Origin of the sequence: Streptomyces sp. GQFP, assembly GCF_021545335.1 — a bacterium.
Lineage (GTDB): Bacteria > Actinomycetota > Actinomycetes > Streptomycetales > Streptomycetaceae > Streptomyces.
Genome location: NZ_CP089312.1, coordinates 7,041,060 through 7,067,696 on the forward strand (window position 1 = coordinate 7,041,060; position 26,637 = coordinate 7,067,696).

The 26,637-nt window shown below is 70.0% G+C and carries 23 protein-coding genes and 2 pseudogenes; 15 read left to right on the top strand and 10 right to left on the bottom strand.

The genetic code is table 11. The features are described 5' to 3' along the window. The first annotated feature begins 17 nt into the window (after window positions 1-17). The 3 genes from argF to LUX31_RS31740 all read left to right on the top strand — a co-directional run bounded on the left by argF (window position 18) and on the right by LUX31_RS31740 (window position 3,053). On the top strand, window positions 18-1,019 hold the full coding sequence (gene argF, locus LUX31_RS31730; RefSeq protein WP_235478737.1) for an ornithine carbamoyltransferase: 1,002 nt from the start codon (window positions 18-20) through the stop codon (window positions 1,017-1,019). Between the two features lie 4 nt (window positions 1,020-1,023). Beyond that, entirely contained in the window at window positions 1,024-1,950 is a 927-nt protein-coding gene (locus LUX31_RS31735; protein WP_235478738.1) for a carbamate kinase, read from the top strand. Window positions 1,951-2,162: 212 nt separating this feature from the next. Continuing rightward, window positions 2,163-3,053 carry a universal stress protein gene (locus LUX31_RS31740; protein WP_235478739.1) on the top strand — a complete coding sequence of 297 codons (891 nt, stop codon included), beginning with the start codon at window positions 2,163-2,165 and terminating at the stop codon, window positions 3,051-3,053. A gap of 6 nt (window positions 3,054-3,059) precedes the next feature. Here LUX31_RS31740 and LUX31_RS31745 read toward each other — a convergent pair whose 3' ends face one another. From LUX31_RS31745 to ppdK, 6 genes and pseudogenes are all read right to left on the bottom strand, one after another. Next, complete coding sequence (locus LUX31_RS31745) at window positions 3,060-3,524, bottom strand: pyridoxamine 5'-phosphate oxidase family protein (protein WP_235478740.1); 465 nt, start codon at window positions 3,522-3,524, stop codon at window positions 3,060-3,062. A 289-nt stretch (window positions 3,525-3,813) separates the two neighbouring features. Continuing rightward, window positions 3,814-5,403: pseudogene (locus LUX31_RS31750) on the bottom strand (oleate hydratase); the annotation flags it as partial. Between the two features lie 234 nt (window positions 5,404-5,637). After that, window positions 5,638-8,340, bottom strand: a complete 2,703-nt coding sequence (gene adhE, locus LUX31_RS31755) for a bifunctional acetaldehyde-CoA/alcohol dehydrogenase (RefSeq protein WP_235478742.1) — start codon at window positions 8,338-8,340, stop codon at window positions 5,638-5,640. A 182-nt stretch (window positions 8,341-8,522) separates the two neighbouring features. After that, window positions 8,523-9,248, bottom strand: a complete 726-nt coding sequence (locus LUX31_RS31760; RefSeq protein WP_235478743.1) for a CBS domain-containing protein — start codon at window positions 9,246-9,248, stop codon at window positions 8,523-8,525. A 115-nt stretch (window positions 9,249-9,363) separates the two neighbouring features. Next, window positions 9,364-9,777 carry a hypothetical protein gene (locus tag LUX31_RS31765; RefSeq protein WP_235478744.1) on the bottom strand — a complete coding sequence of 138 codons (414 nt, stop codon included), beginning with the start codon at window positions 9,775-9,777 and terminating at the stop codon, window positions 9,364-9,366. Between the two features lie 113 nt (window positions 9,778-9,890). Beyond that, window positions 9,891-12,578: a pyruvate, phosphate dikinase gene (gene ppdK, locus LUX31_RS31770; RefSeq protein ID WP_235478745.1), complete on the bottom strand. Its 2,688-nt coding sequence runs from the start codon at window positions 12,576-12,578 to the stop codon at window positions 9,891-9,893. 332 nt (window positions 12,579-12,910) lie between these two features. Here ppdK and LUX31_RS31775 point away from each other — a divergent pair, with 332 nt between their 5' ends. From LUX31_RS31775 to LUX31_RS31805, 7 genes and pseudogenes are all read left to right on the top strand, one after another. Further along, a complete protein-coding gene (locus LUX31_RS31775) occupies window positions 12,911-13,603 on the top strand; it encodes a response regulator (RefSeq protein ID WP_235478746.1) in 693 nt (230 codons plus the stop codon). Between the two features lie 147 nt (window positions 13,604-13,750). Further along, a complete protein-coding gene (gene gap / locus LUX31_RS31780) occupies window positions 13,751-14,773 on the top strand; it encodes a type I glyceraldehyde-3-phosphate dehydrogenase (protein ID WP_235478747.1) in 1,023 nt (340 codons plus the stop codon). A gap of 138 nt (window positions 14,774-14,911) precedes the next feature. Further along, entirely contained in the window at window positions 14,912-16,693 is a 1,782-nt protein-coding gene (locus tag LUX31_RS31785) for a sensor histidine kinase (RefSeq protein ID WP_235478748.1), read from the top strand. A 594-nt stretch (window positions 16,694-17,287) separates the two neighbouring features. Then, window positions 17,288-17,833, top strand: a complete 546-nt coding sequence (locus LUX31_RS31790) for a hypothetical protein (RefSeq protein ID WP_235478749.1) — start codon at window positions 17,288-17,290, stop codon at window positions 17,831-17,833. Window positions 17,834-17,992: 159 nt separating this feature from the next. Next, window positions 17,993-19,106 (top strand): annotated as a pseudogene (locus tag LUX31_RS31795) (transposase); the annotation flags it as partial. 416 nt (window positions 19,107-19,522) lie between these two features. Next, entirely contained in the window at window positions 19,523-19,678 is a 156-nt protein-coding gene (locus LUX31_RS31800; RefSeq protein WP_235478750.1) for a hypothetical protein, read from the top strand. A gap of 387 nt (window positions 19,679-20,065) precedes the next feature. Then, window positions 20,066-20,389, top strand: a complete 324-nt coding sequence (locus tag LUX31_RS31805; RefSeq protein ID WP_235478751.1) for a DUF6221 family protein — start codon at window positions 20,066-20,068, stop codon at window positions 20,387-20,389. Window positions 20,390-20,773: 384 nt separating this feature from the next. Here the strand turns inward: LUX31_RS31805 and LUX31_RS31810 are convergent, their stop codons facing one another. Then, complete coding sequence (locus LUX31_RS31810) at window positions 20,774-21,355, bottom strand: Rv1733c family protein (RefSeq protein WP_235478752.1); 582 nt, start codon at window positions 21,353-21,355, stop codon at window positions 20,774-20,776. A gap of 343 nt (window positions 21,356-21,698) precedes the next feature. Here LUX31_RS31810 and LUX31_RS31815 point away from each other — a divergent pair, with 343 nt between their 5' ends. Beyond that, window positions 21,699-21,986 carry a hypothetical protein gene (locus LUX31_RS31815; protein WP_235478753.1) on the top strand — a complete coding sequence of 96 codons (288 nt, stop codon included), beginning with the start codon at window positions 21,699-21,701 and terminating at the stop codon, window positions 21,984-21,986. Between the two features lie 782 nt (window positions 21,987-22,768). Here LUX31_RS31815 and LUX31_RS31820 read toward each other — a convergent pair. The 3 genes from LUX31_RS31820 to LUX31_RS31830 form a co-directional block, all read right to left on the bottom strand. Then, complete coding sequence (locus LUX31_RS31820; protein ID WP_235478754.1) at window positions 22,769-23,149, bottom strand: STAS domain-containing protein; 381 nt, start codon at window positions 23,147-23,149, stop codon at window positions 22,769-22,771. Between the two features lie 424 nt (window positions 23,150-23,573). Next, window positions 23,574-23,945 (bottom strand): ArsR/SmtB family transcription factor, encoded by a 372-nt coding sequence (locus tag LUX31_RS31825; RefSeq protein ID WP_235478755.1) that lies wholly within the window; start codon window positions 23,943-23,945, stop codon window positions 23,574-23,576. A gap of 194 nt (window positions 23,946-24,139) precedes the next feature. Next, on the bottom strand, window positions 24,140-24,514 hold the full coding sequence (locus LUX31_RS31830; RefSeq protein ID WP_235478756.1) for a hypothetical protein: 375 nt from the start codon (window positions 24,512-24,514) through the stop codon (window positions 24,140-24,142). A gap of 458 nt (window positions 24,515-24,972) precedes the next feature. Here LUX31_RS31830 and LUX31_RS31835 point away from each other — a divergent pair, with 458 nt between their 5' ends. Genes LUX31_RS31835 through LUX31_RS31850 form a run of 4 tightly spaced genes read left to right on the top strand, consistent with a single transcriptional unit; the run spans window position 24,973 to window position 26,229 of the window. Then, on the top strand, window positions 24,973-25,179 hold the full coding sequence (locus LUX31_RS31835) for a hypothetical protein (protein WP_235478757.1): 207 nt from the start codon (window positions 24,973-24,975) through the stop codon (window positions 25,177-25,179). A 5-nt stretch (window positions 25,180-25,184) separates the two neighbouring features. Beyond that, window positions 25,185-25,523, top strand: coding sequence for an ArsR/SmtB family transcription factor (locus LUX31_RS31840; protein WP_235478758.1), 339 nt, complete (start codon window positions 25,185-25,187; stop codon window positions 25,521-25,523). A gap of 47 nt (window positions 25,524-25,570) precedes the next feature. Continuing rightward, window positions 25,571-25,990 (top strand): ATP-binding protein, encoded by a 420-nt coding sequence (locus LUX31_RS31845; RefSeq protein WP_235478759.1) that lies wholly within the window; start codon window positions 25,571-25,573, stop codon window positions 25,988-25,990. 53 nt (window positions 25,991-26,043) lie between these two features. Beyond that, window positions 26,044-26,229 (top strand): DUF6126 family protein, encoded by a 186-nt coding sequence (locus tag LUX31_RS31850; protein WP_235478760.1) that lies wholly within the window; start codon window positions 26,044-26,046, stop codon window positions 26,227-26,229. The last annotated feature ends 408 nt before the right edge of the window (window positions 26,230-26,637 follow it).

Consider the following 26,637-nt stretch of genomic DNA (forward strand, 5'->3'; position numbering starts at 1 on the left):
CGGCAAGGAGAACCACCATGACCGTCGACCTGCGAGGCCGCTCCTACCTGAGCGAACTCGACTTCACCGCGGCCGAGATCCACCACCTCCTCGACCTGGCCGCCACCCTCAAGGCGGCCAAGCGCGCAGGCACCGAGCGGCCCCGGCTGACCGGAAAGCACCTCGCACTCATCTTCGAGAAGACCTCCACCCGCACCCGCTGTGCCTTCGAGGTCGCCGCCGCCGACCAAGGCGCCGCGACCACCTACCTGGGCCCCGGCGACACCCACATCGGCGCCAAGGAGTCCGTTGCCGACACCGCCCGAGTGCTCGGTCGCATGTTCGACGCCATCGAGTATCGGGGCTCGGCCCAGTCGCTGGTCACCGATCTCGCCACCTACTCCGGCATACCCGTCTACAACGGCTTGACCGACACCGCGCACCCCACCCAGAGCCTTTGCGACGTCCTCACCATGTGCGAACACAGCCGCAAGCCGCTGCCCGACATCGCCTACTGCTACCTCGGAGACGCCCGCAACAACATGGGCAACTCGCTGCTGTCCATGGGCGCCCTGCTCGGCATGGACGTGCGCGTCGCGGCCCCCGCCCGGCTGTGGCCCGACCCCGAACTGATCACCACCTGCCGCGAACTGGCCGAGCGCAGCGGCGCCCGGATCACGATCACCGAGGACGTCGAGACCGCCGTACACGGTGCCGACTTCCTGCACACCGACGTCTGGGTGTCGATGGGCGAGCCCGCCGACGCCTGGCGGGAGCGGATCGAGCTGTTGCTGCCGTACCAGGTCAACGACAAGACCCTCGCAGCCACCGGCAACCCGGACGTGAGGTTCATGCACTGCCTGCCGGCCCTGCACGACCGCAGTACCCACCTCGGCCAGAGCCTCTTCGACGCCTATGGCCTGGACGGACTCGAAGTCGCCGACGACGTCTTCTCCTCACCCGCGTCGCTGGTCTTCGAGCAGGCGGAGAACCGGCTGCACACCATCAAGGCCGTACTCGTCGCCACCTTGGAGGACTGAAGCCATGCGCATAGTCGTCGCGCTCGGAGGCAACGCCCTGCTCCACAGGGGTGAACGTCCCGACGCCGCCGTCCAGCAGGCCAACATCGACCGCGTCGCCACCGCGCTGGCCGCCCTGGCCCACGAGCACGAGGTCGTCATCACGCACGGCAACGGCCCCCAGATCGGCCTGCTCGCCGTGGAGAGCGCGGCCGATCCCGCCCTCAGCGTCCCCTACCCGCTGTACCTGCTCGGTGCCCAGACCCAGGGCATGATCGGCTCGCTGCTGGCCTGCACGCTGCATGACGCCCTCCCGGGCCGCCGCATCGCCACCCTCGTCACCCACACCCTTGTCCGGGCCGACGATCCCGCGTTCGCACGGCCCACCAAGTTCGTCGGCCAGGTCTACTCCCGAGACGTGGCCCGCTCCCTCGCCCACCAGCGAGGCTGGCACATCGCGCAGGACACCACCACCGGCTGGCGCCGCGTCGTGCCCTCACCTGTGCCGGAACGGATCGTGGAGACCGACACCGTCCATGAGCTGCTGAACAGCGGCACGTTGGTGATCTGTGCGGGCGGCGGGGGCATCCCCGTCACCGCGGACAACGACACCGGCGCGCTGACGGGCATGGAGGCCGTCATCGACAAGGACCTCACGGCCGCCCTGCTGGCCGAGGACCTGAAGGCCGACTTCCTGCTCATCCTCACCGACGTCCCGTGCGTGTACGAGGACTACGGGACCCCCGCTCAGCAACCCGTCCTCGACGCCACCCCCGCCGAGCTGCGCCGCCGGGGCTTCCCGGACGGCTCTATGGGGCCCAAGGCCGAGGCCGCCGCCCGGTTCGTCGAACGCACCGGAGGCCTGGCCGCCATCGGCGCCCTGGACGCGGCGTACGAGATCGTGCACGGCAGGTCGGGCACGTTGATCCGCCCGGAACTCACGGGCGGCTGAAGACCCGGAGGGGAAGGAGCGACCGGGCCGTCCGGCGCTCCCCGCGACGACCACGAACCACAAACACGCGAACCGTAGGACAAACATGATCCGAGGCACGGAACTCTCCCGTCACAGGGACCGGCTGGTCCGCACTCAGGGACCTACGGTCCCTCGTGCCGCAGGCGCGGGGGACACGAGAGTGGGAGCACATTCCCGAAGGAGGCCCACTCATGTCCCGTACCGTCACCGTTGGTCTGGACGGCTCGAACGAAAGCCTCGCCGCGGCAGAATGGGCCGCGCGTGAGGCCGCGCTGTACGAGATCCCCCTCCGTGTCGTGCACGCGGGGGAGCAACAGCCGCACGAGTACGTGCCGTTTGCGGGCGAGCAGATTCCCCCGCCGGGAGCGGACCGGTCCGCCCGCCTGCTGGTCGAGGCGCGTGCCCGGCTGGCCCACCGCCACTCCGGTGTACGAGTGAGTGCCGAGCAGATTGCCGGCCGACCGGTGCCGGCGCTGATCGCGGCCGCGAGGGAGGCCGAAGTCCTCGTCCTCGGATCGCGGGGCCTCGGCAAGGTGGCGGGAGCCCTGCTCGGCTCCGTGGCCCTCGCCGTGGTCGCCCGAGCCGAGCGGCCGGTCGTCCTGGTCCGCGCCGTGGAGGACACCGGGCAGGAACGCCGACCAGAAGCGTTCGAGGAGTCCGACGGGACCACCCCGTACCGTGACGTGGTGCTGGGGCTGGACCTGCGCGCTCCCGACGACGACGTTCTGGAATTCGCGTTCGATGCCGCGTCCAGGCGCGCCACGAGGCTGCGTGTGATCCACGGCTGGGGCGCCGAGACCTCCCCCTCCGCTCCTGAGGATGACGCCGGCCCGGCCCAGGACGGGCAGACATCGGAAGGCGTGCTCCGCCCCTGGCAGGACAAGTTCCCAGGCGTCGAGGTGACGGAGGAGGCCGTGGTCGGGGACGCCGGTGCGCACCTGGTGGACGTCTCGCGTGACGCGTCACTGATCGTCGTCGGGCGCCGCAGCCGAGAGGGCTCGCTCGGCTCGCACATCGGTCCGGTGGCCCACACGGTCCTCCAGCACGCGGTCGCACCGGTCGCGGTGGTGCCGCACGACTGACGGCGCTCAGGCGAACGGGGGCGGGGCGTGGTCCGTGAGACGGAGCCCGGTGATCAGATCGGGGTGGATGCGGATGGCGTGATCCATCCGCTGCATCACCCAGGGGCGCAACAAGGCCCGGTAGCGAGCCAGTTCCCGCGGATCGGTGACCAGCCACGCATAGCCGGTGACAACCACGCTCCACCCGGTGTGTGTGCCGGGGTCGATGTCGTCGGCCTCGTAGGCGACGACGGCCCCCGCACCCCCGGGCTGCCGGGCGTACCGGGCCAGCGCGGCGTCACCGTGGGTTCGGATGACGATGTCGCCGTCGACCAGGACGTGGTTGACCGGGCGGACGGTCGGCAGCGCGTGCCGGGTGAAGACGACCCGCCCCAAGGACACACTGCCCAGCAGCCGCAGCGCTTCGTCCCCGTCCAGCTCGACACTCGTGTGCGCTCCTGAGGAGCTCGACGGGTCGTCGTCGCTGGCCATGGCAGGTTTCCGTATCGATGGGTCACTCACAGTTCACTGTCTCCCGGAGCCACGCGTGGGCCTGATCGGGTCATTCGAACCGCGCGGGAGTATCTCGCACCAGGGCCGTTCGGCCTCGGTCGGCGTCCGGTGGTCCCTGCTTCGCGCGGCTGAGGGCGTATCAACCTGTACGGAGCGACACCGCGGGGGATCGGTGCCGCTCCTGTCTCCACTGTCTCTCGGACCACGCTGTTCCCGTGGGTGCCGATGGTCCCCGACCGGGGACCGGTCGTCCCTCGAACCGGGTGGTCTACCGGCGATGCATGGTCTCCAGGGCGGAGGCCAGTACGTGGGGGTCGTGGTGGCCCTTGTAGACCTGCGGCGGCCGTACGTCCAGCTTGAGGAGCTGCGCCACCGCCGTCCATGCGGTGCGTACGGAGTACTCGACGGTGAAGACGACGTCGTCGGGCACCTCGGCGAACTGGCCGATGAAGGCGAGGTTCACCGATCCCTCGGGTACGACCTTGGGCCGGTCGTCGCGGCGGCGGGCCAGGAACTGGCTGGTGATGTACGGCATCACGCAGGGCACGACGGTGGAAGTCTCCAGGATCCGGGCCTTGGTCCGCTCGTCGAACGGGAGGTGCCGCAGGACCTCTTCGAGGATCTCGCGGCCGGAGCACATGGTCATCGGCTTGGGTGTGTGATTGCCGGCGCGGCCGGGGTGCAGGCCGTAGCCCCACCAGACGGACACGTCCTCGGGCTGGTCGCGGTAGACGGGCTGGCGGTTGGCGACGATGGTGAGCAGCCAGTTGGATTCCGTGAAGGTCATCAGTCCGCCCTTGCCGGTCTCGCGGCCACTGAACTCCTTGAGTGCCTCCAGGAAGGCGGGGTCCCTTGTGGTGACCGTGAACGACTCCCACCGGGAGTCTTTGACGTGCTTGTCGAAGACGGCGGGGTCACCGAAGTCGTCGCGGCCACGGGCCAGCCGGTGCCACAGCAGCCAGGCGTCCGAGCGGTGCGGGGCCGGCGGCGGCGCGGAGGTGTGCGAGCCGAGGCTGGAGGCATCGGTCATGGAGCCGTTGGTGACGAGGACCAGGTCCTCGGGCGCGACGGTGATCTCCTGGTCGAAACCGTCCCGGTTCAGGTAGATGGTCTCGACCGTGCCGTGCCCGGCGCCCGGGGCGAACCCGAGGTCGGTGACGTGGCAGCCGGTGTGCACGGTGACGCCGTGCCCGCGGAGCCAGGCGGTCAGGGGCCGGACGATGGAGTCGTACTGGTTGTAGCGGGTCCGGTGGATGCCCGACATAGAGGCGAACTCGGAGAGCAGGTGGATGAAGCGCCTCAGGTAGCGGCGGAACTCGATGGCGCTGTGCCAGGGCTGGAAGGCGAACGTGGTGCACCACATGAACCAGAAGTTGGTGGTGAAGAAGTGTTCGCCGAAGCAGTCGGTGATCTTCTTGCCGTCCAGGTGCCCTTCGGGTGTGGCCAGGCAGCGGACCAGTTCCAGCCGGTCGCGTTCGGAGAACCCCATGGAGGTCGTGTCGACGATCTTGCCGTTCCCGTCGACGAGCCGGGCGATGTCGTCCCAGGCGAGCTCCTCGTGTCCGGCCAGGATCTCCTCGGTCACGGAGACGGCGGGGTCGTCGAGGGTGGGGATGCCGGAGAGCAGGTCGTAGGTGCAGCGGAACTCGGCCTCGAACATGCGCCCGCCGCGCATGGTGTAGCCGGTGTCCGGCGTGCCGCCCGCGTCCAGACTGCCGCCGAGGGTCCGCTGTTCCTCGAAGAGGTGGATGTCGAAACCCTTGAAGCCGCCGTCGCGGATCAGGAACGTCGCCGCGGCCAGTGCCGCGATTCCGCTGCCCACCAGATATGCCTTCGCCATCACACAACTCCTCGTGCTCGCCTGTCGATCGGTATCCGCGCATCCACGGTTTCCTGTGGGGCGGGGTCCTGTCTGTGGGCCGTTGGGCCGCCTCGCCGGTCCGGACGGCCCTCTGAGCGGGACCCGGCGGTTGTCCGTGCGCCTCCGGCATGAGGGCGCGCGACCGCGCGGGAACACGGTGACGCTGCCCGGGAGTTCGATGTCGCTCAGCTCCGTCGGACCAGTCGGACGCCGGTCATGTGGTTGTGCGGACTACGGCTGAGCTGACCGCGGGGCGTCCGGACGGCCCTGGTCCCGGCGCTCACGGCCGTAGTAGGCGGCGCGCATGAGCTCCCGCATGTCGTCGAGCATGGGCATACGGGGGTTCGCGGGTGCGCACTGGTCCTCGTAGGCGTTCATGGCCTGCTGGGGCAGGGCGTCGAGGAAGGCACGCTCGTCGACGCCCAGGGACCGGAAGGTCGGTTCGATGCCCACGGCGTCGCGCAGGCGCTCCACCGCGGCGGCGAGCGACTCCACGCCCTCCTGCGGGGTCGCGGCGGGCAGGCCGAGGGTGCGGGCGATGTCCTGGAAGCGTTCCGGGGCGCGGTAGTTCTCGTACTTGGGCCAGCCGGTGAGTTTCGTCGGGACGGTGCCGTTGTAGCGGATGACGTGCGGCAGCAGAACGGCGTTGGTTCGTCCGTGGGCGATGTGGAACGTGGCGCCGAGGGTGTGCGACATGGCGTGCACGATGCCGAGGAAGGCGTTGCCGAAGGCCATGCCCGCGATGGTTCCGGCATTGTGCATCTTCTCCCGGGCCTCCGGGCTGTTCGCGCGGTCGTTCACCGCCGCTTCGAGGTGGTCGAAGACCAGGCGGATCGCGTGCAGGGCGGGCCCGTCGGTGAAGTCGTTGGCGTAGACGGAGACGTACGCCTCGATGGCGTGGGTGAGGGCGTCGAAGCCGCTGTCGGCGGCCAGGGACGGGGGCAGTTCGGTGGTGAGGAGCGGGTCGACGATGGCCACACTGGGAGTGAGGGCGTAGTCCGCGAGCGGGTACTTCTTTCCGGTGGCGGGGTCGGAGATGACCGCGAACGGGGTGACCTCCGCGCCGGTGCCTGAGGTGGTGGGGACGCACACCAGGCGGGCGAGTCTGCCGAGGACGGGGAAGCGGAAGGCGCGCTTACGGATGTCGGAGAACTTGTGCCGCATGTCGGCGAAGTCGACGTCCTTGCCCTCGGCCTGCTGCTCGTACAGCAGCCACATCACCTTGGCCGCGTCCATGGGGGAGCCGCCGCCCAGCGCGATGATGGTGTCGGGGCGGAAGTCGCCCATGAGGCGGGCGCCGCGCCGGACGGAGTCGATGCTCGGCTCGGGCTCGACGTTGTCGATGATCTGCAGGGTCACCGGTTCGTGGCGGCGCTGGAGGACCCTGCTCACCCGGTCGACGAAACCGAGACGCGTCATGGTCGCGTCCGTGACGATTGTGACGCGGTGCACGTCCGGCATCGAGGCGAGGTAGCGGATGGCCTGCGGCTCGAAGTAGATCTTCGGCGGGACCTTGAACCACTGCAGGTTGTTGCGGCGCGTGGTGACCCGCTTGACGTTCAGCAACTGTGCGGCGGAGACGTTGTTGGACACCGAGGTGCTGCCCCAGGAGCCGCAGCCCAGGGTCAGGGACGGCAGCAGGTTGTTGTAGATGCCGCCGATCGCGCCCTGCGAGGACGGCGCGTTGACGATGATCCGTACGGTCTTCATGCGCCGGCCGTACGCCTCGGCCAGTTCCCGGTCCTCGGTGTGGATGACGGCACTGTGTCCCTGCCCGTGGAAGGCGACCATGTTGGCGGCGAGGTCGAAGCCCTGGGCCGAAGAACCCGCGCGGAGCACGGTGAGCACCGGGCACAGCTTCTCGCGGGTCAGCGGCTCGTCCGGACCCACCCGCTCGGCCTCCACCAGGATGAGCGAGGTGCCGGCGGGCACCGTGAAGCCGGCCTGCTCAGCGATCCACACCGGGCTCTGCCCGACGGCAGCGGAGTTGACCTTGGGTTCGCAGCCGCTGTTCGACGCGTCGACGGGGAACAGGAACCTCTCCAGCTTCGCCTTCTCCTCGGCGGTGGCCAGGTGGGCGTGCAGGGTGCGGAACTCGGCGAGCGCCGCGTCGTAGATCTCGTCGTCCAGGACGACGGCCTGTTCGGAGGCGCAGATCATGCCGTTGTCGAACGTCTTGGACAGGACCAGGTCGTTGACGGCCCGGCGCAGCTTGGCGCTCTTGTGCACGTAGGCGGGGACGTTGCCGGCGCCGACGCCGAGCGCGGGCTTGCCGGCCGAGTACGCGGCCTTGACCATGGCGTTGCCACCGGTGGCGAGGATCAGTGAGACGCCGGGGTGGTGCATGAGCGTACGGGTCGCCTCGACGGACGGGGCATCGATCCACTGCACACAGTGCTCCGGCGCGCCCGCGGCGACGGCGGCGTCGCGCACCACACGGGCGGCTTCCGCGCTGCACCGCTGGGCCGAGGGGTGGAAGGCGAACACGACCGGGTTGCGGGTCTTCAGCGCCATCAGCGCCTTGAAGATCGTGGTGGAGGTCGGGTTGGTGACCGGCGTGACCGCGCACACCACACCCACCGGCTCCGCGATCTCGACGATGTCCTCGATGTCGTCGCGGCCGATGACACCGACCGTCTTCATGGAGCCCATGCTGTGCGTGACGTGTTCGCACGCGAACATGTTCTTCGCTGCCTTGTCCTCGAAGACACCGCGCCCGGTCTCCTCCACCGCGAGCCGCGCGAGGGCGGTGTGCTGGTCCAAAGCGGCGACCGACGCCTTCTTGACGATGTGGTCGACCTGTTCCTGGGTCAGTGACTCGTAGTCGGCGAGCGACTTCAGGCCGGCCGTCACCAGCCGGTCCACCGCGACGGCGATGTCGGACGGCGCGCCGACGGTGCCCGCGGCCTCGGTTCCGGCGTCGTGACGGGTCATGAGTGCGCCTCCGTTGTCGAGGGCCGCCCGGGCTGACCGGCGGCTTCCGGTGGGAGAGGCACCGCGGGGGACCGCGGCCGCTCCTGTCCCCACTCTTGTCCGCGCGACGGTCCGCCTCTTGTGCCGAAGGTCCCCCGTCGGGGCCTGACCGGCCCCGGTCCGGGCGGGCCGAGCGGCGCGCGTCACTGTCCGGACTGTCCGGGCGTACGGCGGCGGGCGATCCCCCGGGACGGGCTCGTCCCGGCCGGGCGGTCGTCGTCGAGGCGGAAGGTCAGGCTGCTGAACACCCCGACGACCCCGTCCACCTGCCAGGTCGACCTGACGGCGTGAGCGATGTCGGTACGGTGTTCCAGGCGCCCTTCGAGTGTTACCAGGCCGTCGCGCACCGAGACGACGACGGCGTCGGACGGCAGGCCGGGAGCGGCGGCCAGGATCTCGTCGGTCACCTCCCGGCGGATGTCCTCGTCCGTGCGCAGGAAGACCCGCAGCAGGTCCCGGCGGGTGGCGATACCGATGAGCCGGTCCTCCTCGTCCACCACGGGAAGCCGCTCGATTCCGTGACGCTCCATCACCCGCGCGGCGTCCGGCACGGGTTGCTCCGGGTGCACCGTGATCGCGGGCGTGGACATCAGTTCCCCGGCGGTGGTGGCAAGCACCCCGGCAGCCGCTCGGCGCCCCGGACGCCGCAGGCGCGGCAGGCGGTACCGGCGCCCGCCGGCCCGGGCCGCCTGACCGCGCACCAGGTCGGTCCCGGAGACCACCCCGACCACTTTGTCGTCGTGGTCGACGACCGGCACCCCGCTGATCCGATGGGCGTCCAGCAGCCGGACCACGTCCTTGAACGGGGTCTCCCGGTGCGCCTGGACGACCTCGTCGGTCATCACGTCGCCCACGGTGTGGATCTTCACGGTGTCTTCCTCCTTCACCGGCGAGAGAAGGGGCGGAGTCCTTCCGGACGCGCCGGGTGACGGGGCTTGGCCCACACTCACCCGGCGCATCCGGGTCCATTCCGCCCCGGCCTCTTCAGCTGTCCGTCGCTTCGGTCTGTGCCGGCCCGACGGGCGGCCCGCCCCGCCACGGCGGCGGTGTGGCCGACCTGCGGGCCGCGTCTGCGCGGTGCGCGACCTGGTCGGCCTGGCCGCGCAGCCGCTCCTGCAGCCGGTCGGCGAGCTCGTGAGCGCTCGCCTCCCGGGCGTGCACCACGACGAGGGTGCTCCCCACGGTGATCTCGGCCCCGGCGGACCACGGCTGCTCGGCGTGGTGCGCCGGGGCCCTGGTGATCCGCACCTCGCCGCTGACGGCCGGCAGTCCCGGGCGCCCGAGAGCTGCGTCGACCTTGGCTCGGACGTAGGCGAGGGCTTCCTCGTCCACGTCGCCCTCGGCCCGTACCCGCACCGTGTCGGTGGTGACGTGGGTTCCGGTGTCCCTGGCAGTCATGTGCTCAACTCCTTCTGAACCTCTGATCGTTGGGCTGCGGCTCCAGGCTGCTGTACGCTCCCGCCCCGGCCCAGGGCCGGCCGGCCCCCGGGGCGGGGCCGGGTGGGCCGGCCTCACCGGCTGTCGCTCGTCCCCAACTCGGGGAGTGCGGCCCGTCCCGCTTCCAGACGGGCGACCGGGACGCGGAACGGCGAGCAGGAGACGTAGTCGAGTCCCGCTGTGTGGAAGAAGTGGACGGAATCCGGATCCCCGCCGTGTTCGCCGCAGACGCCGATCTTCAGGTCGGGGCGGGTGGCTCGGCCTTCGGTGACGGCAATGTCGACGAGGCGGCCGACGCCCGCCCGGTCGATGGTCTCGAAGGGGGAGGCGGCGAAGATGCCCTTGTCGAGGTAGGCGGAGAAGAATGCCGCCTCGACGTCGTCGCGGGAGAAGCCCCAGGTGGTCTGGGTGAGGTCGTTGGTGCCGAAGGAGAAGAACTCCGCCTCCTCGGCGATCTTGCCGGCGGTGAGCGCGGCCCGGGGCAGCTCGATCATCGTGCCGACCGGGCAGTGGACAGGGACGCCGGTCTCCTCGGCCACCTGGGCCAGGACACGTTCCACCACCGCGCGTTCGATGCGCAGCTCCTCGACGGCGCCGACCAGCGGCACCATGATCTCCGCCTCGGGGGAGCCACCGGCCCGGATGCGTTCGACGACCGCTTCCGCGATCGCCCGTACCTGCATGGCCACCAGGCCGGGGATCACGAGGCCGAGGCGTACGCCGCGCAGGCCGAGCATCGGGTTCTCCTCGTGCATACGGCTGACGGCTGCGAGGAGTTCGGTGTCGTGCGGGTCGGGCGCGGCACCCTGAGCCTCGGCGGTGGCGATGCGGACGGCGAGTTCGGTGCGGTCGGGCAGGAACTCGTGCAGCGGCGGGTCGAGGAGGCGGATGGTGACGGGCAGGCCGTCCATCGCCTCCAGGATCCCGGTGAAGTCCTGGCGCTGGAGCGGGAGCAGGGCGTCGAGTGCACGCTCGCGGGCGGCGTCCGTGTCGGCCAGGATCATCTCCTCGACCAGCTTGCGGCGTTCGCCGAGGAACATGTGCTCGGTGCGGCACAGGCCGATGCCCTGGGCGCCGAACCGCCGGGCCCGCGCGGCGTCCTCGGGGGTGTCCGCGTTGGCGCGGACCTCCAACCGCCGTACACCGTCGGCATGTTGGAGAGCGCGGGCCACGGAATCGACCAGCCCTGCCGACTCTTCGCCCGTCTCGAAGCACCGCATCAGCGCGGAGTCGACGAGCGGAGCCGCACCGGCGTACACGGCACCGGCGGAACCGTCCACAGAGATGACCGTGCCCTCGGCGACGACGGTGCCGTCACGGGTGGTGAAGCGGCGGGCGTCGGTGTCCACGGACAGTTCCTCGGCGCCGCAGACGCAGACCTTGCCCATGCCTCGGGCGACGACGGCCGCGTGACTGGTCTTGCCGCCGCGGCTGGTCAGCACGGCCTGGGCGGCGACCATGCCGGGCAGATCGTCGGGGGTCGTCTCCTGGCGGACCAGGACGATCTTCTCGCCGGCCGCAGCGCGCCGTTCGGCCTCCGCGGAGTCGAAGACGGCCGCGCCGACCGCAGCACCGGGCGAGGCCGCCAGGCCGTGGGCGAGCGCGTCGCCGGTCGCGGAGGCGTCGAAGCGAGGGAACATCAGCCGGGCCAGCTGCTCCCCGCTCACCCGCGCCAAAGCCTCGTCCGGGGTGACGATCCCCTCGTCGGTCAGCTCGGCGGCGATGGCGAACGCGGCCTCGGCGGTGCGCTTGCCGACCCGGGTCTGCAGCATCCACAAAGTGCCGCGCTCGATGGTGAACTCGATGTCGCACAGGTCCCGGTAGTGCCGCTCCAGGGTCTCCATGTGGTCGCGCAGCCGCCTGTACGACGTCGGGTCCAGCTGCTCCAGCTCGGCCAGGGGCACGGTGTTGCGGATGCCGGCGACGACGTCCTCGCCCTGTGCGTTCGCCAGGTAGTCGCCGTACAGGCCGGGGCGGCCGGTGGCCGGGTCCCGGGTGAAGGCGACGCCGCTGCCGGAGTCGTGGCCCAGGTTGCCGAAGACCATGCGCTGCACGGTGACCGCGGTGCCCAGGTCGTCGGGGATGTGCTCGCGGCGGCGGTAGAGGCGGGCGCGTTCGCCGTTCCAGGAGTCGAAGACGGCGAGGACGGCGCGGCGCAGCTGTTCGGCGGGGGACTGCGGGAAGGCCTCGCCCGTCTCGTCGCGGATGAGGTTCTTGTAGACCTCGACGAGTTCGGCGAGGTCGCCCGCGTCCAGGCGCAGGTCGTCCGTGACGCCACGGATCTCCTTCAGCAGGTCCATGGCCCGCTCGAACAGGGCGGAGTCGACGCCCATGACCGTGCTTCCGAACATCTGTACGAGGCGGCGGTAGGAGTCCCAGGCGAAGCGTTCGTTCCCGGAGACCTTGGCCAGGCCGAGGACGGATTCGTCGTTCAGGCCGATGTCGAGGATCGTCTCCATCATGCCGGGCATGGAGAACCGGGCGCCGGAGCGGACGGAGAGCAGTAGCGGGTTGTCGGGCTGCCCCAGCAGCCGCCCGGCGGCGGACTCCAGGCCGGTGAGATGCCGGGAGACCTCCTGGGTCAGGCTGTCCGGCTCCGTACCGGTGGTCAGGAAGGTTCGGCAGGCCTCGGTGGAGATGACGAAACCCGGCGGGACGGGCAGGCCCAGCCGGGTCATCTCTGCCAGGTTCGCGCCCTTGCCGCCGAGCAGGCCGGCCAGGTCACGGCCGCCCTCGTGGAAGTCGTACACGTAACGGACCATGACGTGGTGCTCCTCAGCTTCGTACGACGGCTTGGTGGGGACGGTGCTGTTTCCAGGGTCGGACGGGCGCCGGCCGGACAGCAGGTGCCGGCCGACCCCTTCCGCGGGCCGGTCGGCCCCGGCCGTGGCCCGGAGCACGGCGAGTCGCCCGTCCGGAGAGGGGCACGCGCACGGGACAGTCGCGCGGAAGTGGGTAGGTGTCGGTGGTGAGGACGTCGGAATCAGGGCCGACCGGCCCTGGTCTTTCGGGCCCGGGACGAGAAGGATCTCGGTGTGGAGGCCGATTTAGCGCAGGGCGGACATCGGCACGGACGCGCGACGAGGAGTGAATGATGTCGGACAGTGAGCAGCCCGGTACCGAAAGCGAGATCCGGGTCTTCCTGCTGGACGACCACGAGGTGGTACGGCGGGGAGTGCGTGACCTGCTGAACGACGAGCCGGACATCACTGTCGTCGGCGAGGCCGGCACCGTGGAGCAGGCCCTGGTGCGCGTCCCCGCGCTGCGCCCTCAGGTGGCCGTCCTGGACGTCCGGCTCCCGGACGGCGACGGGGTGACCGTGTGCCGGGAGCTGCGCTCGCGCATGCCGGAGCTGGCCTGTCTGATGCTGACCTCGTTCGACGACGAGGAGGCGCTCCTCGACTCGATCATGGCGGGGGCGTCCGGGTACGTGCTGAAGCAGATCCAGGGCTCCGACCTGGTGTCGGCCGTGCGCACGGTGGCCCGGGGCCAGTCCCTCCTCGACGCGAGCGCCACCGCCAAGCTGATGACCCGTCTCCGCGAGGGCCAGCAGCCGGCGGAGGAGCCGGAGACACTGCCGGGTCTGACAATCCGGGAACGCGAGATCCTGGCCCTGATCGGCGAGGGACTGACCAACCGTCAGATCGGTCAGCGGCTGTTCCTCGCCGAGAAGACGGTGAAGAACCACATCTCCCGCCTGCTGGCGAAACTCGGTGTGGAGCGGCGCATTCAGGCAGCCGTCATCGCCACCCAGGCCCAGGACCGGCTCAAGCACGAAGGCCACTGAGGCCCTCCGGCCGATGTGACCAGCGAGCCGGTGGGCCTAAGGTCCCTCGGCTCGCCCCCGTAGGGCCCATGTGCCGTCCGGTGCGTCACCAGCAGGCTGGGCAGCGCACCCGGACTTCACCGGGCACCGATCGGGAGGACGACGGACATGACCGTGCGCGTGGGAATCAACGGCTTCGGGCGCATCGGGCGCAACTACCTGCGCTGTGTGCTGGAGCGCGCGGAGACAGCGGCCGGCACCCCGGTCGAGGTGGTGGCGGCCAACGACCTCACCTCGCCGGCCGCGCTCGCCCATCTGCTGGAGTACGACTCGACGTACGGCCGGCTGCACCGCACGGTCGAGCATGACGACACCTCGATCACGGTCGACGGCCACCGCATCGCCGTGACCGCCGAACGCGACCCCGCGGCCCTGGACTGGGCCGGCCTCGGCGTGGACGTCGTCATCGAGTCCACCGGACGTTTCCGCAGCCGGGAGGACGCCGGGCTGCACCTGAAGGGCGGGGCCCGCAAGGTGCTGCTGTCGGTACCGGGCAAGGGAGTCGACGCCACGATCGTGATGGGCGTCAATGAGGGCACGTACAACCCGGAGAGCGACCACGTCGTATCGAACGCCTCGTGCACGACCAATTGCGTGGCGCCGATGGTGAAGGTCCTCGACGACGCCTTCGGTATCGACAAGGGACTGATGACCACCATCCACGGCTACACCAACGACCAGGTCGTCCTGGACGGCCCGCACAAGGACCTCCGGCGCGGCCGGACCGCCGCCGTGAACATCATCCCGACCAGCACCGGAGCGGCCCGCGCCGTCGGCCTGGTGCTGCCCGAGCTGGCCGGCACCCTCGACGGCCTCGCGGTCCGCGTCCCCGTCGAGGACGGTTCGCTGACCGACCTGACCCTCGTACTGGACCGGGAGGTGACCGCCGACGAGATCAACACCGCGTTCCGGACGGCCGCCGACGGGCCGCTCAAGGGCATTCTGCGGGTGTCCGACGCCCCGATCGTCTCCCGCGACGTCGTCGGCGACCCGGCCTCCTGCGTCTTCGACGCCCCGCTCACCCAGGCCCACGGAAACCTCGTGAAGGTGTTCGGCTGGTACGACAACGAGTGGGGGTACACCAACCGGCTCCTCGACCTCACCGAGTACATCGTCGCCCGGCTGCCCTAGCGCTGACTGTCGGTGACAGCTTTGGCCCTGTCTGTCGGACCTGATCCAGTACCGCCCCCTCCGGCGGACCGATAGCGTGGCACCTGAGCGGAACGCCCGGTTGTCGGTGCGTCGTAGGGGACCTGGAGGATCGGACCGGTGGGAAGCCCCAAGGAGCCCAGGGAAGCCCGCGTCAAGCTCCCCCAGCTCAGGCTGGACGAACTACTGGAGGAACTCCAGGCCCGGCTGGACGCCGCCCGTGGCACCCGTGACCGGGTGCACAGCCTGCTGGAGGCGGTGCTCTCCGTCGGCCGCGAACTGGACCTCGAACAGGCGCTGCGCAGCATTGTGGAAGCCGCGGCGGTGCTGGTCGAGGCCCGGTACGCGGCGCTGGGCGTGATCGGACCGGACGGCAGGCGGCTGTCCGAGTTCCTGACCGTCGGCATCGACGAGAAGCAGATCGCGGCGATCGGTCCCTACCCGGAGGGCCACGGCATCCTGGGCGAAGTGATCCGGCACCCCGAGCCGCTGCGCCTGACGAAGATCTCCGAACACCCCAACTCCTACGGCTTCCCGCCCCACCACCCGCCGATGAACTCCTTCGTGGGCGTGCCGATCCGGGTGCGGGACCAAGTCTTCGGCAACCTCTACCTGACCGAGAAGCATGGCGGCGCACAGTTCGACGAGGAGGACGAGTCGGTCCTGTCGACGCTGGCTGTCGCGGCCGGCGTGGCGATCGACAACGCTCGCCTGTATGAGGAGTCGAGGCTGCGCGAGCGCTGGCTGCGGGCGAACGCCGAGATCACCCACACCTTGATGTCGGGCAGTGACCGTGGCGAGGTCCTCGCCCTGATCGCCGAACGGGCCCGGGAGATCACCGGCGCCGCGCTCGCGGTGGTCGCGGTGCCGATGGAGGGCACCGACTCCCTCACCGTGGAACTGGCTATCGGGGAGGCGGCGGAGGCACATCGCGGGCTGGTTCTGCCCGTGGACGACAGCCTGATCGGCAAGGCGTTCTCAGGGGCCGCGCCCGTCACCAGCCCGGACGTCTCCCGTGCCGAGCCGGGGGCTTCTCCGGGCGAAGGTACCGAGGGCGCAGAAGACCAGGAGAGCGTCCCGGCCGGGGACCCCGCGCGTTTCACTGGGCTCGGCCCTGCCGTCGCTGTGCCCATCGGCACCACAGATGGGGTACGAGGCATCGTCCTGCTGGTCCGCGAGGCGGGCCGCACGGTCTTCACCGAGAAGGAGACCGAACCGCTCCAGGGCTTCGCCGCACAGGCCGCGGTCGCGATGGAGCTGGCGGAACGCCGCGCCGACGTCGCACAGATCGCCGTGCTCCAGGACCGCGACCGGATCGCCCGCGACCTCCACGACCTGGCGATCCAGCGGCTGTTCGCGACCGGCATGACCCTGCAGAGCGCGGGCCGCTTCATCGACCACGCGGAGGCCTCCGAGCGGGTGCTGAGGGCCGTGGACGACCTGGACGAGACCATCAAGATCATCAGGTCTACGATCTTCGGGCTGCGGGCCCGCGACGGCGCCGCCGGACCGGGCCTGCGCGCCCGGGTGGTACGCGCGGTCGGCGAGGCCGCGCCGGTGCTGGGCTTCGCGCCCGGACTGCGCATGGACGGCCTGCTGGACACCCATGTGCCCAAGGAGACCGCCGAGCACGTGGTGGCGGTGCTGTCCGAGGCGCTGACCAACGTCGCCCGTCATGCCCGCGCCGACCGGGTCGGGGTAGCCCTGGAGACCGACGGCCGTGAGGTGCGTCTGTCGGTCACCGACAACGGGGTGGGGATTCCGCCCGACGGCCGCCGCAGCGGTCTGCGCAACATGGCCGAGCGGGCCCAGCAGCTGGGCGGAGAGCTCGAGTTGAGCAGTCCGGCGAGCGGGGGCACCACTTTGGTGTGGCGGGTATCGGTAGCGGAGGGTGAGGAGTAGGAGCGCGTCGCTGCCGGATCAGTGCGACGCCCTCGCGGCCGCAGCGCGGTGGACGATGGCGCCGCGGATGCCGGAGCCCGTGATGACGAGGGCGCCGGCCCACAGGCGGCCCGAGTCGATCTCCGACGACCGGCTGCTGTTCCACCCGCACGCGCGAAGCGGCTGCCTGCTGTTCGCGGCCTGGCCCGGACGGCGCGGCAGGCTCAGCTTGTTCTTTAAGGTCCGCCCCAGTCGTGCGGGTGCCGCACGGATGCCGCGATACAGCAGCGCCTGTTCGTTGGAACAGGGCACATAAATCGCCGCAGCCCGGCAGGATCGCCGTATGTGTGACCAGACGACCTTTGATGAATGCCTCGCTGTGTCCCGCACGGGCGGGAGCTGGTGACGGTGCGCCCGCGTACGGCACCAGCCGCCCACCGCACGCCCCGGCTGCGTATCCGCCAGGGCATGCCTCGACCGGCGCTGCGGCCCCGCACCGCGGCCCCGCATCCGGTCTCGGTTCGATCTCCTGGGCAGGCGGAGTGGCTTCGGCGCGGGTGGACTGCCGCCGCCAGCTGGTACCGGGCGACCGACTGGGCCAAACACACCGCGGTGTTGGCGGCCCTCATCGCTGCGGCGAGTCTCGCCTTCACAGCATGGGGCACGTGGAAGTCCGCACAGGTCGCCGACGACCAGCTTATCCAGTCCCGGGAGGCGAGAGGAGATGAACAACGGCGTCAGGCCGCCCTCATTACCTGGTGGCAGACGGATGACGGGTCCATTTTCATCGCCAATCGCTCCGTCGATGCCGCGTTCGGAGCCCTTGAGACAGAGCCTTGGTACCTTCCGGCGAAAGACAGAAAGATCAGGTTGGACGGGGGCAGCTGGACAGGCAGCTACCTCGCCTCCAACCTCTCGATACCTCCCTGCACACGTATGGAGATCTCCGACAGCCTGTCCGGACCCGACGCCGACGCCACAGCTCGCATACGGGGCATGATGATTTGGGATGCCGCCGGTCGTCGCTGGTTCCGAACCTCCCATGGGCTGGGCTCGCCTGATGCCCATGTGGAACAGCTTCCGCCGCTGACTTTTGAGGGGCTTGAGTTCGGCAAGGCGAAGTTGACTGAGCTCGACTACTGCGGCTCGTCTCCTGGCTAAGCATGTTCTTCATGGTCTGAAGCTTGTTTCTTTATGGTCTGAGGTCGAAATGGGCCTCGAACTAGGCCGCTCACCTCGGCGTTTGCCGGACGCTGGAGCGGCCTTCGTCTGATCCTGTGCTCCGAACAAGGCGCACCGACCAAGACGAAGGCCGTGAAGGTGGGTCTGCTGCCTGACACCGGTCCCAGCGAAGCGTTCGTGCAAGCGTCACGCTTCCGGGACGACTTATTCGACTGCCTGACCGCGCGCGGGGACGAACTGTTCGAGCTCACCGATGCGTTGCTGTGCGCGGACGTCCGGTGACCTCGCCGGTGGACCTCACGCTGGTGGGCGGAGCACCGGCGCGGGCACGGCGCGATGTACGAGGCATTGAACTGCGGGAGCGTGGACGTGCCCCGGCTGCGGCAGGTGCTCGCCGGTCTGCCGATGCCGCGGGCCGCCGACGGGCGCCTGGTCCTGGCCGTCGTCGTCGTCGGCAGCTGGCTCCGCCCCGACTCGCCGACCAGCGCGGAGCGTCTGTTCTGCCACGTCTACGGCCGCAGCGGACGGCCCTCGGATCAGTTCATTCCAGGCTGGCCGTACTAGTTCGTCGCCGCCTTGGAATCGGGCCGGACGTCCTGGTGCCAGCTCCTGGACGCCGTCCGTCTCGGACCCGAGGACGGCGTCGCCGAGGTCACCGCCACCCAACTCCGCCGGGTGGTCGTCGACCTGATCGAGATGGGCCGCTGGCTCGCGGGTGACCGCGACATCCTCCTCGTCTTCGATGCCGGTTACGACGCCACGCGCATGGCCCATCTCCTCGACGGCTTACCGGTCGAGGTACTGGGACGGATGCGCTCCGACCGCGTCAGTGCGGCGGCCGACGCCCTTGCTCAAGGAGTACGCCCTGGCCTACCCCCAGGGCGGGCGGCCGCCGAAGCACGGCAAGGAGTTCCGCTTCGCCAAGCCGGAGACCTGGGGTGAGCTGGACGCGGCAACCGTGCAGGTCACCGACCGGTACGGCACCGCCCGCGCGATGGCCTGGGACCGCATCCACCCCCGCCTGACCACCCGCTCCGCGTGGATCGACCACACCAGCGAACTCCCCGTCATCGAAGGCACGCTGATCCGCCTCCAGGTCGACCGCCTGCCCGGCGGAGGCGACCCGCTCCCGCTCTGGCTGTGGGCGTCCGCCACCGACCTGAACAGCGAGGATGTCGACGTGCGCTGGCAGGCTTTCCTGCGGAGATTCGATCTTGAACGGTGCTTCAACCGCCTGAAGCAATGGCGCGGCATCGCCACCCGCTACGACAACGTGCGGGGCGACCGCGTCGACACTGGGACGGGCATAGCGCTCCAAGGACCGTACGGACGTACTCCGGCGCTCTCGGCGACCTCCGCGGCGTTGGCCCCGCACCGGGATGTATGGGCAGTACACGACTTCCACAGCCTCAGCGCATGACCGGGGTGTTGGCCGGACCGGGCTGCCCGGTCGCGCGCGGCGAGCGCGGCCAGGAGACGCGCGTCGATGGTGCCCACCGCCCCGGGTGGGCGTGCGGCTCGATGAGCACGAGCGGGCCGCCAACCTCGCATCCCTACCGGACAGTTCTGGTTCGGACACGGACGGTTGCGGCTTATGCTCGGCAGGTGTTGCGCTGACAATCGGTCAACAAGGAACGCGCCGACGGGCGTGCGTCGCGGGGAGACACGATGGACGACATCTTCATCAGGCCCGCTGCCCAGGGCAGTTACGACACCTACATGGAGCACCTACGGCAGTGCCGGGAGTGCCCGAGGGGATCGGGCCGGTGCGCCGACGGCCAGGAACTCGTACGGGTCTACCTTGGGAAGGCCAGAACGGGGTGACGGCTCCTGGGCGTCACGGGGATGAGGCACCCAGGAGCCAGCGTGCGCAGCACGCCCCGCGAGTGTCCCAGACCGGACGGGCCCGAGTCCGGTGTTCGGCCTGCGTGTTGGGGCGGACGGAGGCATTCGGAGCGAGCATCTGCGCGACGGGGCGCCCCTCCCGTACGGTCCCCGCGTGCCCCGAACAGAGATCAGCCGAACATGGGCTCCTGTCAGTACGGTGCAGTAGCGGCCGTCGACCTGGATATCTGTCTCACCACCGTCATCGCGGCGGGTGTCCCTCGCACCACGGCACGGCCGGGCAGGCGGGCGCTGCAGCCCCCGACACGGGCGGCTGGCACGCGTACTGTGGGGGACATGGCCGAACGCGCTGACGCCGGCTGAACCATGGACACCGTCACCGATCTGGCGTCGTTCGTCCACGACCGGCTGGACGAGGAGGAACGCGACGCCGCGCTCTTCCACGAACTCGACTGCCCGAACTCACACAGGACGGGGCGCATCAGCTGCTCGTGCCCCTGCCCCGACCGGATACTCGACCGGGCCGCCACCCGACGGGACCTCCTACGGCGCTGTGAGCAGCGGATCAGGCGTGAGGCGGAAGGGGACCTGCGCTGGTCCCGGGACTCGATCCTCGCGTTCCAGACCATGAAAGCACTCGCGCTGCCTTTCGAGCTGCATCCCACCTGGCGGGACAACTGGTACCCCTGACCGGCAGCCCGAGGATCCGCACAACTGAGCGCCAGCCGCCGTCCGAAGTCGGCAGCAAACGCCTCTCGCCGACCACCTGCGAAGCCAAGGCGCGAAGCAGGCAGGAGGCGTTCGGCTCGGAGCTCAGGAACTCAAGGACTGCTGCTCGCCCGACATGGTTGCCCGACGGTCAAATTCCGCAACAACCGCCCGGAGCTGAGGGTCCCGGAGAACCGGCGTCGCTGTCCAAAGCATCCCGGAGCCGGAAGCGGGCCTCGATCTCCGCATGCTGCGCGAACTGGCGCAGAAGGACTGCGGTGAGCTGGTCGTCGCCCGCGCGCACCGCGCGCACGATGCACGCCATGACCCCGCAGCCATCAATCCGGGACGCTCCATCCGGCAGGTTCAGCCGGTCTTTCCGCCCCACCGGATGTCGGCCCGTACCCAGGCCGCATCCCACTGCTCCATGCGCCGCCGGTCCAGGCCCGCCCGAGTGGCGAAAGCGCCGCCCACGAAGGCGCCGCTGGCGATCACTGCTGCCAGCGCGCCTGCCAAGGCCGCCTGCAGTTGCGCCTCTTCGTGCGTGACGGGCTTTGACATGATGTGGCCGTACTGGTCCGTCCACACCGTGACCCGGGTCCCGGCCGAGGTGTCGGGCCGTACCTTGGTCTGGCCGGTGTGCGTCGAGCCGTCCGGGGCGCGCCAGCGGGCCGGGGTCCACACTCGGCCGTCGTCGTCCACGCTCGCGGACGGCTGGTCCCGGGCGTCTTCGACGAGCAGGGCGGCGACTGCGTGGCGTTCCGTCCGCTGCCGGTCAAGGTCCTGCTCCACGGCGGCCTGCGTCACGAGGCCCGCCAGGAGACCTCCCGCCACTGCGAGGATCCCTGCGGTGAGAAGGATCCAGGCTTCGATGATGTCGGTGCGCCGCCTGAGCGGGTTGCGTCTCCATCGCCACAGCCGCACCGTCGTACGCCGTGTTCGCGCCACCGGTCGACACCTCCTTACCAGCGCCGACATGCCTCTATTTCAGTGTCCTCCCCGGAGCGCCCCAAGGCTCCCACACGTAGGGCAGCGGCTGGGGGCCTTTCCGTAACGGGGGATGACGGGGAGGGCGCCGGACGGTCAGCACACTCCTACGCCGTCGCACGGCTTCTGCGGGTGAACCGGTCGGCGGGGACGGTGGCCTGGCCGTGGTCGACATCATCCGGCGCGGGACACCGGCCGACCTCCTCTTGACCGGACGAATCAGCCCGCAACGCCATGGCCTTTCCCCATGGCGGGGGCGGAGAATGGCGGTATTGCTCTGCTCGCCGGTGGAGCGGTGGTCGGAATGACGCAGCGGTACCTGGTTGGGGAGACGTCCGTACTCCTGGCGCAGTTGCAGGCGTCGGGCGCCGATCCCGTGGTGGCGGGCGAACTCGCGCGGCTGCGTCGCGAGGCGGAATCGGGGCCGGCCAGCAGGCTGAGCGCGGTGGCGCTGCGCGCGCTGGAGCTGACCGACGAGCTGTGCCGGGACTCCCTGAGGCGGGGCGACGTCCGCGCTTTCGTCCACCAGTGCGCCTGCGGCGCCGAGCTGCGCGACTTCTGCGTCTGCGCGCGGCTGCTGGCCGACCCGTGAACCCTGGGCGCCACCATGGACACTCCAGGAGAGGACACGTCGATGGCACACGATCCGGATCCGCAGGTGTCGCAGGCGCAGATCACGGTCCGCTGTCGGGAGGAGGAATATTGCCGGCCTCCGGCGAAGTTCGTCGCGCAAGCGAAAGCTGGTGACCCGGCGATCCTCGAATTGGTTCGGCGAGGCCCGCTTCCCCGAGTCCTCAAGGAGTACGCCGATCTGCTCACCTGGGATTTCTCGTCGACGACGTCATCAACCTGGCCAGCCCGGAGATTGTCGACGACATCCGCTGCCGCGTCCAGGGCGAGTAGCTCGCCCGCGGCGAGGTCCCCCGGGAGCTCTCTGCCCCGGAGACAGAGAGGAAATCGAGGCCTTCGGCGGGGCCGACTTGCCTGACGGCTCAAGGCAGCAAGCGCGCACCGCTGCTCATCGAACGCCGCCGCTGTGCCTGGGCTGCGGCCGTCTCCCGTGGTGCCACCACGGCCACCGCTGCGGCGGCTGTCACTCTCACGGCTCGCGCAGCCGCCGTCCGCATCATTGTGCCGATCCGCCGTCCGGCAGCGGGAGCGGTCCGACAGGTCTGGGGCGGGCGCGGCGACCACCAGCCGGTACGTGTCCAGCGGTCCGGCTGGGGCGCGGCGAGCCAGTACGCCGTCCTCGTCCGGATCCATGCCCGCCCCGACAACGCTCACCAGGTGCGGAAACGCTCCTGTCAGCCCGCTGCACGCGCGGCTGCCAGGTAGACGCGGTAACGGTGTGTGCCGCTGACGACCCGGGCGCGGTCATCTGCCGGGGCCCACGCCGTCCACGTCCTCAGCCTGCCGCCGCCCGGCCACGGCCTCACCGACGGTGGCATGTACGTCCAGAACCGCATCCGTGCCGGTCAGCGACAACAGGCCCCGCACCATGCCGGGTATGTTCGCCAGCGCCAGCGAACCGCCCCCTTCGACCGCCCGGCGGTTCAGTGCCAGGAGCTCGTTCAGGCCCGCGGAGTCGAAGAAGTCCACCCCCGACAGGTCCAGCACCAACCGCCGGTCGCCGTCGAGCAACTCGTGGACGCGGGGCCAGAAGGTGGACACGCTCACGTAGTCCATGTCACCCGTCACCAGGGCGACGACACAGTCCTGCGCGCCGTTGTCCATGCTCATTTCAATCTCGGCCACGTCTGCACCCTATCCACGCTTCGTGCCGACCACGCCTCGATCACCCGACGAGACGTCGACACCACCACACCGCACCGGCCCGAACGGGCGTCTCCGTCCGCTGAACCGACTCTCCCCGATCCCGAACCTCTGCCTCGATCTGGGCCGCCCATGTCCCGTGCAGGTTTGCCGCGATGGCGGCCCGCTCCAGGGCGAGTCCCCGGTCCTGGCGGAGCCGCCGAAGACGCAGACCCGGCAGGTACGCCCCGTGGGCGGTGCGCGCGGCACGGGTGTCGTGTGGCAGCTGCGCCGAGGAGATGTCGGGGCGAATTTCTCGGATGCGACGCCTCGTCTGCGTCCGGCTGGCGAGGCGGGGCGTTCCTGAGCCTGGCCGACGCGGTACGCGGTGCGGCAGCCGGTGGCGCACCAGGAAGGCCAGAAGGAGTCAGGAGCGTCGGTCGGGTCCGCCCGGGGTGAGGGCCGGTTGGGGGTCTGCCTGCTGGAGTTCGGAGAGCAATTCGTTCTGGCCGGTGATCAGTTCGGTGAGGATCCGGCGGGCCGCGCGCAGGAGTTCGGCGACATCGCCGCCGGCCAGGGCGTAGCTGACGGTGGAGCCTTCCCGGATGGAGATCACGATTCCAGAGCGGCGCAGTACGGCCAGTTGCTGGGAGAGGTTGGAGGGTTCGATCTCGATGTCGCTGAGCAGGTCGCGTACGGGGACGGGGCCGTTCTGCAGTAGTTCCAGGACCCGGATGCGTACGGGATGTCCGAGCATCCGAAAGAACTCGGCCTTTGCCTGGTAGAGGGGGACCTGCATGGTGATTCGCTCCCTGCCGCGTTCGACGGGCTGCATCCGGGCGCGGTGGCCCGGAATGGGCCACCGCGGGCGGTCTGGCGGGCCGATCCTCGTGCATCCGGCCCCGCACGCTCATGGATTGATCTGATCTCGATGTTCCCAGTTGAAGAAGTCTTCAAGTCGTGGGCGTACGGGGCTACGGAGCACTCGGTTTTCTACACGTCCAGTTGGCCCTCGATACTCCGGAGCTGGTGGCGGGCCATGGCGAGGTTCGATTTCTTCCTGTCGAGCACGAGGTAGAGGAACAGACCGTTGCCGCCACGGCCCTTGAGCGGCCGGAGGATGTGGTACTGGCTGCCGAGCGTGATCAGGATGTCCTCGATCTCGCCCTTGAGTCCGAGGTGTTCCATGGTGCGGGTCTTGGCCCGGATCACGTCCGTGTTGCCCGCCGCCGCAATAGTCAGGTCGAGGTCCTTGCCACCGCCCAGAGTGCCCAGCGCCATACCGCTGGTGTAGTCGACCAGGGCGGTTCCCAACGCGCCCTCGATCGACGTCATGGTCTCCTTCAGGCAGATCTCCACATTGCTCATACGGGCATCTCCTCCTTGTCGCTGCGAGGCCCGGGCGTCGCCCTCCTCGCCGGTGTTCCGGACCTTATGCAGTGCCGCGGGCCGACAGCCCTGTTGTTCCTGTAGTGGCTGAGGGAGCCCCAAAAAGTCGGATGATGTGATGCCTGTGACCGCTCATGCCCGACGAATGACAACCGCTACCGCAGAGGCCGAGGCAGACGGCGTGCCCCGTGCTGGCTGCTGCGGCGCCGGCACCAGGCAGGAGAAGGAACCTCATCGGCGAATGTGCACCATGGCCCGTCGTGGACCCCTTCCCACTTCGTCCTGCTCACCGTTCGAGGCCGCACGACCCTCTGCGAAGGACTGGTCACCCCCCTCCTCCTGGGCGGGGCGACGGCGCAGGGTTGGCACCGGATCCCGACGGGCGCGGAGCGTACTCTTGAAGAGTTCTTCAATTGGTTAGTTGCGGTGGTCTATAGATGATCCAGGGTGTGGAGGTTGGGGTGGGCGAGTTCGCCGAGGCGCTGCTGGCGCGGGTGCGGGCGGCCCGGGCCGACCTGGTGGCCGCTGTGGCGGCCGAGGACGCGTACGCCGTCGCGGTGGCGCAGGACGAGCTGGACGACATGATGCGGCTGGCCCGATGGCACGGGCTGGACGTCGAGGCGGCGGGAACGGACGAGGAGTGAACGGCATGCCGGTACCGCTGTACGAGGCGAAGGCGGAGTTCTTCCGGATGCTCGGGCATCCGGTGCGGATAAGGGTGCTGGAGCTGTTGCAGGACGGGCCGATGCCGGTACGTGACCTGCTGGCCGCGATCGAGGTGGAGCCGTCGAACCTGTCGCAGCAGCTGGCGGTGCTGCGCCGCTCCGGGATCGTCACCGCCACCCGTACCCGCTCCACCGTCGTGTACGAGCTGGCCGGCGGGGACGTGGCCGAACTGCTGGGAGCGGCGCGCCGGATCCTGTCCGTTCTGCTGGCGGGCCGTCAGGAGCTGCTGGCGGAGCTGCGCGCCACGGAGTCGGTCCGGTGATGGGCGGGCGTCCGTTCGGGCCGTGGCACAGAGGCCGGCCCGCAGCGGTGACACAGCACGTGCCGGCGACGGCACGGAGCTACCTCGTTTCGGTGCTGGTCGGGCCGGAGGCGGTGAGGCAGGCCCGTGAAGAGGTGGCCGAACGCTTCGGAGAGGTAGGCGTCGCGCCGGGCTCCGCGTTCGCCGACACCGTGCTGCTGGTGGTCAGCGAGCTGGTCGTGAACGTGCTGCGGCATGCGCCGCAGTCCCCGGTCGCGAACGTGGGCATCACGGTCGGGGAGGGACAGCTGGTCGTCAGCGTCGCCGACGCCGAGTCACGCCTGCCGGACCTCGAACCGGGCGCGATGGGGGCGGGGCTGCTGCTGGTGGCCGAGCTGGCCGCCGAGTACGACGGCGACGTCCGTGCGGAGCCGGCTGTCGACCATGGTGGCAAGGTGGTCCTCGTCCGCTTCCGCGTGCCGTCGTAGCAATCATGCCTTCGTAGGAGCGACGTGGCGATCACAGGAAGAGGGGAGACACGATGACGGATCAGGTAGCCGACGGGCCTGAGGGTGAGCGGCGCGAACGGAAGGCCAAGGACAGGGACAGGGAGGCGTGGATCGAGCGTGGTGTCGCGATCAGGGCGGGCTTCTACATCTTCGGCACCCATCTGTTCGCCGGGTTTGTGTGGCTGCTCTTCTATCTGGGCGAGCACGCGAACAAGTGACGGGGAAGCAGAAGGGCCGAGTTGCCCATGGACAAGGGCCGAGTGGCCCTATGGGATCACCCAGGCATCAGTGAAGCTGTGGATCGAAGGAGCTGGCGGCGGCCTTTCTGCTCCAGCACGGCCGCCCCTGCCCCGTCCCGGCGGACCGGCCTGGACATGACGTGAGGACTTCTTCAACGGGCTGGTTGCCGCGACCGGCACGGACAGGGAGAAGGGACTGCCGAGGGTGATCGCTGTTGCGGGGCATGAGGATCTCGCGCCCTGGACCCTGGTGCTGCTGGAGGAGGGGCTGCGAGCGCGGCTGGCCCGGTGCGCCGAGGCGGGCCGGACGGGCCTGGTCCGGGTGGGGCAGGGGGTGCCGGTGGCGTTCGGGCGGGCCGCGAAGCAGGCCGGGCTGGCGCTGGTAGC